Below are 12,330 nucleotides of genomic sequence, written 5' to 3'. Positions count from 1 at the left end.
TTGCTCGCCGCTGTATACGTCATCGGTGTCGTTTTCGGTATGTTAAACGACTGGCGTGACCATCGTCGTAACGACGATGGTGGGCGCTGACGGGCTCGAACCGCCGACCCTCTCGGTGTAAACGAGATGCTCTACCAACTGAGCTAAGCGCCCCTATCGGGAAGCGCCGATTAGCCGTGCGGCGCGCGCCGCGCAAGGCTTACGCGGGCAGCAGCGATCCGATTGCCAGCATGTCGGCGAAATAGGCATGCATGGCCTGCGCGGTTTCGTCGCTCAGCGCGATGAACACCCGCCGCCCGTCGCTCGGGTCGCTGCGCCGTTCGAACAATCCGGCCTCGGTCATCGTCTTGATCCAGCGCAGCGCGGTCGTCGCGGGCACCGCCGATGCGATGCACAGGCTCGACACCGAAACCGGCAAGCGGTCGATCCGCGCGACCATCAGGTCTAGCAGCATGTCCCACGCCGGATCGCCGAACAGGTCGCTGGGGAAATGCTTGTCGCGCAGGCGGCGCATCCGGATCATCTTGCGGATATCGAGCGAGGTGACCCCCGCCCGACGCTGACCGCTGAATGAATCGAGGGCGGGCTGATAGCCATAGCCGCGCGCGGGATCGGCGACGCTGCCGTTGCCATTGCCGGCGAGACCGGACCCATCGGCCGATGCGCCGGTCGGTCCCGCGCCATCTCCCGCCATGCGATCGGCCGCCGCGTCGGTCAGATTGGCCAGCGCATGGGCGATCCGGCCGACTTCGTCGCGCAGGCGCGCCAGCTCGTTCGCGTGCGTTTCGCCGCCGCTGTCGAACGCCGCTGCAGCCAACCCGCTCGACGCCGCTTGCAGTGCGAGCGAGCGGTCGAGCGCAGTGGGATCGGCAAGGATCGTACAGCGGCTGTCGCCGAGCGCATCCCACGCCCAGTCGAGCGCGGCAGCTCCGACCGCTTCAACCACGAACGCCGTCGCGGGGCGATCCGCGATCTCGGTGCGGAGCGCATGCGTCCATGCATCCGAGGGCGCGTGCGTAATGCCAATCCACACCAAAGCGCTTTCGAGCATCGCGGCGGGGGCCGGCGGCGGTCCGTCGATCGCGATCGTTCGCACGATGCGAATTGCGTCGGGCAGCGGTTGGTCGAGCCGCGGCAGAAAGGCGGCGTCGGCGATGACGATCACCCCGGTTTCGTCGCTTCGCGGAAAGTCGCGTTGGTACATATCGAATGCCGGCGCGCCCATTACATCCTCCCTGTGTTTCGACCCTGTCTTTCGACCTTCCTGTGTTTCAAACCACCGTTTCGGCGCCAGCGTGCACATGACAAGCACGAGTATGGCCGCTTCGGACCGGGGCCGGCGAAGCAAAGTCGCCGTAACAAACAGATATCGTCCGCTTCGGGAACATATCCGGAACGGATGAGGTTTTCAAGATGGCGCTTGGTTGAGCCGATCTGGCGCGGATATGGCCTAGTCTTCCGCCATCGCCAGGATCGTGCGCCATTCGTCGGGCGAGACCGGGCAGACCGACAGGCGCGACTGGCGCAGCATCGCCATCTCACCGAGCCTGGGTTCGGCCTTCATCTGCGCGAGGCTGACCGGGTGGGTGAGTTTCTCGACCGGCTTGACGCTGACCGCGACCCATTTGTCGGGCCATTTGTCGGGCTGTTCGGCGGTCGGGTCGGGATAGGCGGCGCGGCTGACCTGCATGATCCCGACTGCGGCCTTGCCGGTGATGCTGTGATAGAACAGGACTTGGTCACCGACGCGCATTTCGCGCATGAAATTGGCGGCCTGGGCATTGCGGACGCCGTCCCACCTGCCCTCGCCCTCGGCGACAAGGTCGTCCCAGCTATAGGCGTCGGGTTCGGATTTCATCAGCCAGTGGCGCGGTTCGGTCATGGCAGTCGCCTAGCCCAAAGCGGCCCTCGATGGAAAGAGGGCCGTCCCCGGGCCGGTTGATCCGGCCAGGGAGGCGGCCCTCAGGCGATGCGCGCCGTGAGCGGGGGGATATGCGCGCGCCGCATCGGCAAGACCTCAAATATCATCCAGGACCAGGCGAAAGCAGCTTGTCGATGGGGTGGATCATCCCGTTCCCCGCGGCAATGTCCGTCCCGCCAATAGTGGCCACTTTGCCAGTAGCGTCGGTAACAGTGATCATATCACCTTCTGCCTTGACTGTCAGGTCCGAACCCGCGAGCGTCTTAACAACTGCAGATCCCTCGCCTTTCTTTACCAAAGCACGCAAATCCGACACTTGCAGCGCCCCGTTGACGACATGCGAATTGACGATGCCGGCCAGCCGCGCCTTGTTCTCGGGCATCGTCAGCGTATCGAACTGGCCATTTGGCAGCTCGTCGAACGCCGAGTCGGTCGGCACGAACAGCGTATAGGGTCCGCCGTGCGTGAGCACCTCGCCGACCCCCGAAGCGGTCAGCGCCGCCATGAATTTCGTCGTGTCAGGGAGTCGCCGGATACTTTCGACGACGGTGTTGGCGATCGCCTCTTCGTTGGCGGCAGGCAGCGCGAGCGATTCGACATCGGAAGCAATGACCGCATCGGCCTCGTTGCGCGCCGCCTTGTCGCCGCATCCGGCCAGGGCCAGTGCACAGGCCAAAGCGATGCCAATATTCCCACGTGTCGCGCCCATCGATCGTCCTTCTCTCTATCGTAATCGCGCCCGATCGCACGTCGAGCCAACGTCTCTATATTCCGCCGGGTCCCGAACGTCGCCTGAACGCATCGCCTCTTTTTCCGGTAACGGCATTGCTGTAGCGGATATGGCACAGCAACCCAGAATTATCGAATAGGATATCATCATGTCGGATCAGGTGCCGGTCATCTCCATGCGCTTGCCGCAACGCGAATTCGCCGAGGCGTTCGGTGCCTCGTTCGAACGCTTCGGCTTTGCGATGGTCGAAGATCACGGGCTCGATCAGGAACTGGTCGACCAGGCGTGGGAAAAGACGCGCGAATTCTTCGCCCTGCCCGACGCCGAAAAACGCGCCTATGTATTGCAGGGCCGCGCTGGCGCGCGCGGCTATACGCCGTTCGGCACCGAGATCGCCAAGGACGCGCAGCACGTCGATCTCAAGGAGTTCTGGCACGTCGGTCGCGACCTGCCCGAAGGCCATCCGCTGTCCGACAGCATGCCGCCCAATATCTGGCCCGATCGCCCCGCTGGCTTTCGTGATGCGCTCGAACCGCTGTTCGGCGAATTCGACCGTGTCGGGGGGCAATTGCTCGCCGCGATCGCGATCTATCTCGGGCTCAACGACGACTGGTTCGAAGGGCCGGTCAGCGACGGCAACAGCGTGCTGCGGCTGCTCCATTATCCCCCCGTCGACGGGACCGCGCCGGGCATTCGCGCCGGCGCACACGAGGATATCAACCTGATCACGCTGCTGCTCGGGGCCGAGGAAGCGGGCCTCGAGATCAAGGGGCGCGACGGCGAATGGCTGCCGGTCAATCCGCCGCAGGGCGCGCTGGCGGTCAATGTCGGCGACATGCTCCAGCGGCTGACCAACCACCGTCTTCCCTCGACGACGCACCAGGTCCGCAATCCCGACGCGGGTCGTGCGAGTAAGGCACGGTACTCCATGCCTTTTTTCCTTCATCTGCGCTCGGATTTTCCTATTCGCACGCTGCCCGGATGTATCGATGCCGAGCATCCCAACCGCTATCCAGACGCTATCCTGGCCGACGATTATCTGCGCGAACGGCTGATCGAGATCGGCCTGATGAAGGCCTAGTCCTCGAACATAGACGCCGTCACAGATAGACGAAATCGCGGTCCCATGCCTTGAGCCCGGCACCGCCATCGACGAACACCGTCTGCCCGGTGACGTGCTCGGCACGCGCGAGATAGAGCACGGCATCGGCGATGGCCGCGGGCGTCGGGTGATCGGCCAGCGGCAGCATCGCGCCGACCCGGCGCCATTGCTCGGCATCATAATCGTCGGTCGGCAGCGTCGGCCCGGGGGCGACTGCGTTGACGCGGACATGCGGCGCAAACGCGACCGCCATCGTCCGCGTCGCCTGCCACAAAGCCTGTTTGGCGATCGTGTAGGCGAACTGGTCGGGCACCGGGTTGGCGACCCGCTGATCGAGGATATTGACGACCGCGGCGGGTCGATCGGCCTGCGTCGCCGCCGCGGCAACGGCTTGTGCCAGCGCAACGGGGGCGAGGCAGTTGACCTGCATGTTGCGGCTCAGCGTTGCAGCATCGGCGGCGCGCCAGTCTCCCTGTTCGAACAGCGAGGCATTGTTGACCAGCAGCGTGGGCGCGCAGCCGAAATGGTCGCTGACCGCATCGAACAGCGCGGCGACTTCGGCTGGCACGGCGAGGTCGGCGTAGAACTGCGCATGGTCGGTGCCGCTTTTGCCCAGCGCATCGCGCAACGGCGCGTCGGGCTCCCCTTCGCTGCGGCCGTGCAGCGCGAGGCGATAGCCCGCCGTGGCGAGCTGCGCAGATATCTGTGCGCCGACCCGGTGCAATCCCCCGGTGACGAGGGCGAGCGGCGGCGCAGCGACCATCAGCGCCGCGTCCGCCGCATCGTGATGCCGATCTTCTCGCTCGCTTCGGCGATCGCCAGCTTGACGATGCTGACCGTCACCGCGGTGACCTTGTCATCCTGCAGGAAGATCGTCTCGATGATATGCTCGGCGACCGATTCGATCAGCGTGAAGTGCCGGTCGCGCGGGATCGCGCTGGTCGCGGCGTGTTTGAGATCCATATAGTTCTTCGACGCCGACAGCGGCGTGTCGGGGGCATAGCGATCGGCAATCGCAAGCTCGGCGCGCACCGCGATGCGCAGCGGCTGCGGCAAATGCGTCTCTTCGGAATAGATGCCCGTCAGCACGTCGATTTCAAGGTCGTCGACGGCGAGGATCAGCGTGTCGGATTGGGTCAAGTGCGGGACCTTTTGGCGTGGGCGGTGCGACCAGCGCATAGCCGGGCCGACGCGCGCGGTCGAGGGGCTGGCACGCCGGAGCGTAAGCGCCTTTGCGTCGCCGCGCGCTTTTGCGTATTCGCGTGAACCATGGCCCAGCCGATCCAGCCCCCGCCGCCCGAATTTGCCGCAAGCTCGCTCGCCGAGCTCGCGCGCTTTGCCGAGGCGGGAACGCTACCGCCGGTCGATCGATGGCAGCCGACCCATTGCGGCGACAGCGAGATGCGGATCGCCGCCGACGGAACGTGGTTTCACCAGGGATCGCCGATCGGCCGCGCGGCGATGGTGCGATTGTTCTCGACCGTGTTGCGGCGCGAGCCCGACGGCAGCCACGTCCTCGTTACGCCTGTCGAAAAGCTCGATATCGTCGTCGATGACGCGCCGTTTACCGCGGTCGAACTGCGCGCCGAGGGCAGCAGCAAGGATCGCCGGCTCGCCTTTCGCCTCAACACCGGCGACATCGTCGTCGCGGGTCCCGAGCATCCGCTCCGCTTCGCCGAGCACGACGATGGCCCGCATCCCTATCTCCACGTTCGCGGGACGATCGGCAACGGGCTCGAGGCGCTGATCGTGCGCAGCGTCTATTACGAGCTTGTCGGGCTGGCGCTGGCAGATGACGACGATGCGCCCGCACTGTGGAGCGACGGCGCGCGATTCTCGCTGGATCCAGCCTCGTGAGCCTGCCCGAAGCGCTGCGCCGCGCGCTCGCCGAGGGCGCGCACCGGGCTTCGCCGCAGGTTGGCGACGAGCGCCGGTCGATCGCGCCGCCGAGCGTCGATCCGGTCGCGGCGGCGGTGCTGATCGCCTTTATCGACCGGCCGCGCCCCGCGATCATCCTGACGCGCCGGACCGAAATGCTGCGCAAGCATCCCGGCCAGGTCGCCTTTCCCGGCGGGCGGATCGACCCCGGCGAGGATGCCGTCGCCGCGGCACTGCGCGAGGCCGAAGAGGAAATCGCGCTGCCGCGCGACCGGGTCGAGGTCATCGGGCTCGGCCCGACCTACATCACCGGGACCAATTTCCACGTCACCCCGGTGATCGCGACGGTCCCCGACGGCGTCATTCTGAGACCCAATCCCGACGAGGTCGCAGCAGTGTTCGACATCGATGCCGACGCGCTGTTCGCCCCCGCCAACCGCGAAAGCCACGAAGGCGAATGGCAGGGCGCGACGTGGCGCTATTACCGCATCGTCGGCCATGCCGAGACGGTCTGGGGCGCGACTGCGGGCATCGTCATCAATGTCGCAGCCCAGCTCGGCCTCGACAGCGACCCGGCGCGGTTCAACCGCGACGCCGGGCAGCGGTTGCAAGCATGACGGCGACCAAGCTTCCCGCCGCCGATTGGACGCACGACCCGCGCCTCGCCCGGCTCGTCGCCGCGCTGAGCGCCGATGGCGGCGCGGTGCGTTATGTCGGCGGCGCGGTGCGCGACACGATCGCGGGGCTTCCGGTGAGCGACGTCGATCTGGCGACCCCGCTCGAGCCGGTCGAGGTCGTTGCACGCCTCAAAGCCGCCGACATCAGGGCGGTCCCGACGGGCATTGCGCATGGCACCGTCACCGCGGTCGTCGAGGGCAAGCCGTTCGAAGTGACGACGCTGCGCCGCGATGTTGCGACCGACGGACGGCGTGCCACCGTCGCCTTTGCAACCGACTGGCGCGACGACGCCGCGCGGCGCGATTTCACGATCAACGCGCTCTACGCCGACCCGCAGAGCGGCGCGATCAGCGATTATTTCGGCGGGCTCGACGATCTTGCCGCGGGCCGCGTCCGCTTCATCGGCGACGCCGCCGCGCGGATCGACGAAGACCATCTGCGGATCCTGCGCTTCTTTCGCTTCCATGCCCGGTTCGGCACGGGCGCACCCGACAAGCAGGCACTGGCAGCGGTTATTGCCAAGGCGGAGACGATGCGCGCGCTGTCGCGCGAGCGGATCGCGAGCGAAGTGCTGCGCCTGCTCGCATTCGACGATCCGCGCGCGACGCTGGAGCTGATGGTCGGGCATCGGATCTTTGCGCCGATCGTGCCCGAGATCGACGCAGCATCGCTCGTGCGGCTCGATACGCTGATCAGCAACGAGCGGGCATCGGGGTCCAAGGCCGACGGCGTCCTGCGCCTGATCGCACTGGCGCCGATCGCCCCCGACGAGGCCGCATCGATGGTCGGGAGGCTCAAGCTGTCGACCGCCAACCGTCGTCGCGCCAAGTGCGCGCGCATCGCCGGGGCGCGACTATCGGACGATCCGCGCCACCTCGCCTATCGCATGGGCATCGAGGCGGCGCGCGACGGCTGGCTGTTGTCGGACGATCGGTCGGCCGCAACGCAGGCGCTTGCCCGGCTCGCTGGCTGGACGCCGCCGGACCTGCCGATCAAGGGCGGCATGATCGTGGCGCGCGGGATTGCCGCCGGGCCGTTGGTGGCGCAGTTGCTGGCAGAGGTCGAGAATCGGTGGGTCGCCGAGGATTTTCCCGATGATACGCGCGCGCGCGAAATCCTCGATCAGTTGCTCGAGGAAAGCTTCCAGTAGGTGAACGCCTTGTCGGCGCTGATCGGCTTCGAATAATAAAAGCCCTGTCCGTAGGTGCAGCCGAGCAGCGACAGCGCGCGCGCGATTTCCTTGCATTCGATGCCCTCGGCGGTCGTTTCCATGTCGAGCGAGTCGGCGAGACCCTGGATCGTCCGCAGGATCGCTGCCTGGTCCTGATCGTCGGTCAGGCCGCTGACGAAACTCTGGTCGATCTTGAGCACGTCGATCGGCAGTCGCTGGAGATAGGCGAGGTTCGAATAGCCGGTGCCGAAATCGTCCATCGCGACGCGCGCCTTGAGCGACTTGAGTTCGGCGAGCACCGCCATCGCGCGGTCGGGATCGCCGATGATCGCGCTCTCGGTCAGTTCGAGCATCAGCCGGTCGCCGGCAATGCCCGAGCTGGCGAGCGCACGACGAACGACCTCTGCGACATCGTCGCGGGCGAGCTGGATCGCCGAGACGTTGACGCCGACATAGACGGGAATTTCATGGCCCAGCTTGCGGTCCCATTCGGCGAGCGTCTTCGCCGCGGTCTCGATCGCCCAGCGGCCGAGGGGCACGATCAGGCCCGAATCCTCGGCGATCGGAATAAAGTCGACGGGCGCGATTGCACCGTCCTTGTGGTCCCAGCGCGCCAAGGCCTCGAAACCGGCAACGCGACCGGTCTTGAGTTCGACGAGGGGCTGGAAGGCGAGTGTCAGTTCGTCGTTTTCGATCGCCTCGCGCAGCTGCGTTTCGAGGCTGAAACGGTCCTTGGTAACGGTCCCGACCTGCGGTTCGTAGATCTCGGTCCGGTCGGTCTGCTTGGCGCGCTTCATCGCGATCTGGGCGTGGCGCATGACATTGTCGACATCGACATCGCCGTTGCGCTGGATCGCGCAACCGATCGCACAATCGATGCTGATCTGCAGTTCGGACAGGCGGCACGGATTGTCGAAACAGCCGCGCACGCGCCGGGCGATTTCGCGGACATCGACGCGTCCGTTGGCCACCTTGGCGAAAATCGAGAATTCGTCGCCGCCAGTCCGCGCGAGGAAATCGCCGGCGCGCAGGTTCGACTGGAGCCGGCGCGCGACGGTGATCAGCAGTTCGTCGCCGGCGAGCGGCCCGATCGCCTCGTTGATGCGGCTGAAGCGCGCAAGGTCGATCGCGAGGATCGCGAATTCCTGTTTCTGCATCGCCGGTCGCTTGAGCATCTTGTCGACCGCGTCTTCGAAGCCGCTGCGATTGGGCAGGCCGGTCAACGCGTCGGAGACCATTTCGCGCCGCAGATTGCGTTCTGTGCGGACCTGGTTGGTGCGGTCGAGCAACGACAGCACGACGAGGTCGAGATCCTTTTCACCGCGCGGCAGGCGCGCCGCGGTGACATCGTAATCGCGTCCGGCGACATCGCCGCCGCCGCGCCAGGTAAACTGGGCGGTGGGGACGTCGCCCGAGGCGAACATCTTGAGCAGGGTCGTCAGTTCGGCGAAATGCTGCGTCCCGGTCGTCTGGAGATCGAGATCGCGGAAGTGATCGTTGGGAGAGACGACATCGAAATGGCCGTCGGCATGGAGCTCGACGACCGCCGCCGCAATCGGCAGCGCATCGAGCAGGCGATCAGAATATGATTCCTCTCGCGCCGAGTAACCCGCTTCCGGATCAGGCAAAAGATGCTTTATGGACGCCTTCTTAGGCACGTACCAACCCCGTTTTGCCGCCGGAAAGTGACTTCCGAGCGACGACCCTAGGGCGAGGCCGTAAAATAAGCGTTACGCGGGGTGGGTTATTGTCACCGCCCTATTCAAAGCGATTGTCGCGGGGAAAGCCGTTGGGCGGCATCCGCCCCCCCGCGCCGCGTGCAACCCGCCACGCGGTCAGGTCGGCCTCGGTCCGCGTACGCCCGCTGTCGCCGCCCATCGCCCAGCTCAACCCGTCTTCGAAACGGAAAGTAATCGCGTCGGACAGGCCGCCGTCGCGATAGCGTTGCAGCATGACCCCCTGGCCGCGCGCCATTTCGGGCAGTTCGGCAATCGGGAAGACGACCAGCTTGCGATTGTCGCCGACGACCGCGACGTAATCGTCGGTTGCGCCGATCGGGCGGACGCATTTCAATCGCACCTTGGGCTTGAGATTGACCGTCTGGCGACCCTTGCGCGTTTCGGAAACCGCGGCTGACACCGGCAGGACGAACCCGCGCCCCGCGCTCGATGCGACTAGCAGCCGTTCGGCCGCGGCGACCGGCAGCATCGCGACGATCGCCGCATCGCTGTCGATATCGACCAGCAACCGCAAGGGTTCGCCGAACCCCCGGCCACCGGGCAGCCTGTCGGCGCCGAGCGTGTAGAAGCGGCCATTGTCGCACGCGAACAGGATCTTGTCGGTGGTCTGCGAATGCACCGCGAAGGCGAGCGTGTCGCCATCCTTGAACTTGCCCGCGTCGAGGCTGGCGAGGTCGGCATGGCCCTTCATCGCGCGAATCCAGCCGCGCTGTGACAGGATCACCGTCACCGGTTCGCGTTCGATCATCGCTTCAAGCGGAATTTCGCGTGCCGGCGCGGCCTGCTTGATCGTCGTGCGGCGCGCACCGAGCGCGGTTTCGGGTCCGTAGGTCTTGTGCAGGGCGGCGAGGTCGCGCTTCATCCGGGTGCGCTGACGGGCGGGGCTTTCGATTAGCTTGACGAGCTCTTCGCGTTCCTTTTCGAGCGCATCGCGTTCCGAGCGGAGTTCCATTTCCTCGAGCCGACGCAACGAGCGCAGCCGCATGTTGAGGATCGCCTCGGCCTGGCGGTCGTTGAGCTCGAATTCGGCCATCATGACGGGCTTTGGCTCGTCCTCGGTGCGGATGATCTCGATGATCCGGTCGAGGTTGAGAAAGGCGATGATGTACCCGCCGAGCAGCTCCATCCGGTCGTCGATCTTGCCGAGCCGGTGGCGCGAACGATTGACCAGCACTTCGAACTGGTGCGCCAGCCAGTTCGCCAGCACCTCCTTGAGGCCCATCACGCGCGGCGTGTGCGTCGCGTCGAGGACGTTCATGTTGAGCGAGATGCGCGTTTCGAGATCGGTCAGCCGGTAGAGGCTGTCCATCAGCACCTGCTGATCGACGTTACGGCTTTTCGGCACGAGGACGATGCGGATTTCCTCGTCCGATTCGTCGCGCACGTCCTCGAGGATCGGCAGTTTCTTGTCGACGATCAGCTGGGCGATCTGTTCGATCAGCTTGCCCTTCTGCACCTGGTACGGGATTTCGGTGATGACGAGCTGCCAGCTGCCCGTACCCGAGCCCTTTTCGACCTCGCCAAAGCGCGCGCGCACACGCAGGCTGCCGCGCCCGCTTTCATAGGCCGCGGCAATCGTTTCGGGACCGTCGACGATGAGGCCGCCGGTCGGCAAATCGGGGCCCTGGACATGCTCCAACAACTCGGCGGTCGAAGCATCGGCGTTGTCGATCAGCAGCATCGCCGCGTCGATCAGCTCGGCGGCGTTGTGCGGCGGGATGCTCGTCGCCATGCCGACGGCGATACCGCTGGCGCCGTTGGCGAGCAGATTGGGGAACAGCCCGGGCATGATCTCGGGTTCGTGTTCTTCGCCGTTATAGGTCGGCTTGAAGGCGACGGTGCCTTCGTCGAGCCCGGCCATAAGGTCGACCGCGACGCGCGTCAGCCGCGCCTCGGTATAGCGGAAGGCGGCGGCGCCATCGCCGTCGATATTGCCGAAATTGCCCTGGCCGTCGACGAGCGGGTAGCGCAGCGCGAACGACTGGGCGAGGCGAACCATCGCGTCATAGACCGACTGATCGCCGTGCGGATGGTATTTGCCGATCACTTCGCCGACGACGCGGGCGCATTTCTTGTAGCCCTGCGCGGGGTCGAGCTTGAGGCCGCGCATCGCCCATAACAGCCGCCGCTGGACCGGTTTCAATCCGTCGCGCAGGTCGGGCAGCGAGCGCGCGGTGATCGTCGACATCGCGTAGACGAGGTAGCGCTCTGACAGCGCACTATCGAACGGGGCGTCGACGATGGCGTCGAACGGGTCGGGAGCGGTATCGGTGATCGTGTCGGACATGATCGGCGGTTAGCAAGCACGGGCTGCGCTGCAAAGGGGAAGCCGCCGAATTGACATCGGTGTGGCAAGCTGGTCGACACTGTCGCCATGTTCGCCGAACTATCGATTGCGACCGTGATGGTCTTGCTGACCGTGGTGATCCACGGTGCCGGGCTGTTCGGCCTGTCGCGCGTGCTGCGCCTCGAGGCGCGCGAAGAGGCGGCCGCGCATATCCATCCGATGTCGCCGCGCGGGATGGCGATGACGCTGCTCCTCGTGTTCGGCCTGATCGCGCTCCATGGCGTCGAGATATGGGCCTATGCGCTGCTTTACCTGGCGATCGATGCACTCGACCTGCTGCGCGAGGCGGTCTATTTCTCGACCATCACCTATGCGACGATCGGCTATGACGACCACAGCATCGCACCCGGCTGGAAGCTGATCGCGGCGATCGAAGGCGTCAACGGCGTCATCCTGCTCGGCTGGTCGACAGCGTTCTTCGTCCGCGTCGTCGCGCGCATGGGGCGCGACTGAGCCGCGCGGGAACGCGGTCCCGACTGCCGGGTTATTCCTCTGTAGCCAATGGCGAGACAAAGGAGATGGATCATGCCGGCAACATCAAAGGCCCAGCAGAAGGCGGCGGGCGCCGCCCTTTCGGCGAAACGCGGCGAGACCGACACATCGGAGCTGAAAGGTGCATCGAAATCGATGTATGAATCGATGAGCGAAGACGAGCTCGAGGATTTTGCCGAGACCAAGCGCAAGGGCCTGCCCGACAAGAAGGGCGACTGAGCCGACACCCCGTGCGCTAATCGCTGGTCAATCTCGAAGCGATTTGCCATGTC

The 12,330-nt window shown here is 65.6% G+C and carries 13 protein-coding genes and 1 tRNA gene; 6 read left to right on the top strand and 8 right to left on the bottom strand.

What is annotated here, in order from left to right; all coding sequences use genetic code 11:
* Positions 1 to 77 precede the first annotated feature (77 nt).
* The 4 genes from FSZ31_RS10600 to FSZ31_RS10585 form a co-directional block, all read right to left on the bottom strand.
* Positions 78 to 153, bottom strand: a tRNA-Val gene (locus tag FSZ31_RS10600).
* A gap of 46 nt (positions 154 to 199) precedes the next feature.
* Positions 200 to 1,225: a winged helix DNA-binding protein gene (locus tag FSZ31_RS10595; RefSeq protein WP_236643777.1), complete on the bottom strand. Its 1,026-nt coding sequence runs from the start codon at positions 1,223 to 1,225 to the stop codon at positions 200 to 202.
* A gap of 225 nt (positions 1,226 to 1,450) precedes the next feature.
* A complete protein-coding gene (locus FSZ31_RS10590) occupies positions 1,451 to 1,882 on the bottom strand; it encodes an EVE domain-containing protein (protein ID WP_236643776.1) in 432 nt (143 codons plus the stop codon).
* A gap of 142 nt (positions 1,883 to 2,024) precedes the next feature.
* The gene (locus FSZ31_RS10585; protein WP_147123358.1) at positions 2,025 to 2,630 is read right to left on the bottom strand and encodes a fasciclin domain-containing protein; all 606 of its coding nucleotides are present in this window, start codon (positions 2,628 to 2,630) and stop codon (positions 2,025 to 2,027) included.
* Positions 2,631 to 2,799: 169 nt separating this feature from the next.
* Between FSZ31_RS10585 and FSZ31_RS10580 the strand changes: the two genes are divergently transcribed.
* Positions 2,800 to 3,732, top strand: coding sequence for an isopenicillin N synthase family dioxygenase (locus tag FSZ31_RS10580; protein WP_147123357.1), 933 nt, complete (start codon positions 2,800 to 2,802; stop codon positions 3,730 to 3,732).
* A 19-nt stretch (positions 3,733 to 3,751) separates the two neighbouring features.
* Here the strand turns inward: FSZ31_RS10580 and FSZ31_RS10575 are convergent, their stop codons facing one another.
* Together FSZ31_RS10575 and FSZ31_RS10570 are read right to left on the bottom strand one after the other, a co-directional pair.
* The gene (locus tag FSZ31_RS10575) at positions 3,752 to 4,516 is read right to left on the bottom strand and encodes an SDR family oxidoreductase (RefSeq protein WP_147123356.1); all 765 of its coding nucleotides are present in this window, start codon (positions 4,514 to 4,516) and stop codon (positions 3,752 to 3,754) included.
* On the bottom strand, positions 4,516 to 4,893 hold the full coding sequence (locus tag FSZ31_RS10570; RefSeq protein WP_408021659.1) for a dihydroneopterin aldolase: 378 nt from the start codon (positions 4,891 to 4,893) through the stop codon (positions 4,516 to 4,518). Before FSZ31_RS10570 ends, FSZ31_RS10575 begins: the two co-directional genes overlap by 1 nt.
* A gap of 129 nt (positions 4,894 to 5,022) precedes the next feature.
* Here FSZ31_RS10570 and FSZ31_RS10565 point away from each other — a divergent pair, with 129 nt between their 5' ends.
* The 3 genes from FSZ31_RS10565 to FSZ31_RS10555 are packed head-to-tail and all read left to right on the top strand — an operon-like array spanning position 5,023 to position 7,459.
* Positions 5,023 to 5,610 carry a DUF1285 domain-containing protein gene (locus FSZ31_RS10565; RefSeq protein WP_147123354.1) on the top strand — a complete coding sequence of 196 codons (588 nt, stop codon included), beginning with the start codon at positions 5,023 to 5,025 and terminating at the stop codon, positions 5,608 to 5,610.
* On the top strand, positions 5,607 to 6,248 hold the full coding sequence (locus tag FSZ31_RS10560) for a CoA pyrophosphatase (RefSeq protein ID WP_161596010.1): 642 nt from the start codon (positions 5,607 to 5,609) through the stop codon (positions 6,246 to 6,248). Before FSZ31_RS10565 ends, FSZ31_RS10560 begins: the two co-directional genes overlap by 4 nt.
* Positions 6,245 to 7,459 carry a CCA tRNA nucleotidyltransferase gene (locus FSZ31_RS10555; protein ID WP_147123352.1) on the top strand — a complete coding sequence of 405 codons (1,215 nt, stop codon included), beginning with the start codon at positions 6,245 to 6,247 and terminating at the stop codon, positions 7,457 to 7,459. Before FSZ31_RS10560 ends, FSZ31_RS10555 begins: the two co-directional genes overlap by 4 nt.
* Here the strand turns inward: FSZ31_RS10555 and FSZ31_RS10550 are convergent.
* The gene (locus FSZ31_RS10550; protein ID WP_236643775.1) at positions 7,432 to 9,108 is read right to left on the bottom strand and encodes a putative bifunctional diguanylate cyclase/phosphodiesterase; all 1,677 of its coding nucleotides are present in this window, start codon (positions 9,106 to 9,108) and stop codon (positions 7,432 to 7,434) included. The two genes, FSZ31_RS10555 and FSZ31_RS10550, sit on opposite strands and share 28 nt — an antisense overlap.
* 130 nt (positions 9,109 to 9,238) lie before the next feature.
* Complete coding sequence (parC, locus tag FSZ31_RS10545) at positions 9,239 to 11,506, bottom strand: DNA topoisomerase IV subunit A (RefSeq protein WP_201739171.1); 2,268 nt, start codon at positions 11,504 to 11,506, stop codon at positions 9,239 to 9,241.
* Between the two features lie 87 nt (positions 11,507 to 11,593).
* On the opposite strand from parC, the gene FSZ31_RS10540 reads away from it, so the two are divergent.
* Positions 11,594 to 12,019 (top strand): ion channel, encoded by a 426-nt coding sequence (locus FSZ31_RS10540; protein ID WP_147123351.1) that lies wholly within the window; start codon positions 11,594 to 11,596, stop codon positions 12,017 to 12,019.
* Between the two features lie 72 nt (positions 12,020 to 12,091).
* Positions 12,092 to 12,277: a DUF3008 family protein gene (locus FSZ31_RS10535; protein WP_147123350.1), complete on the top strand. Its 186-nt coding sequence runs from the start codon at positions 12,092 to 12,094 to the stop codon at positions 12,275 to 12,277.
* The last annotated feature ends 53 nt before the right edge of the window (positions 12,278 to 12,330 follow it).

Source organism: Flavisphingopyxis soli (genome assembly GCF_007995095.1).
Classification (GTDB): Bacteria; Pseudomonadota; Alphaproteobacteria; order Sphingomonadales; family Sphingomonadaceae; genus Flavisphingopyxis; species Flavisphingopyxis soli.
The sequence above is the reverse complement of the archived record's forward strand: the minus strand, read 5'-3'. Positions and strand labels throughout refer to the sequence as shown.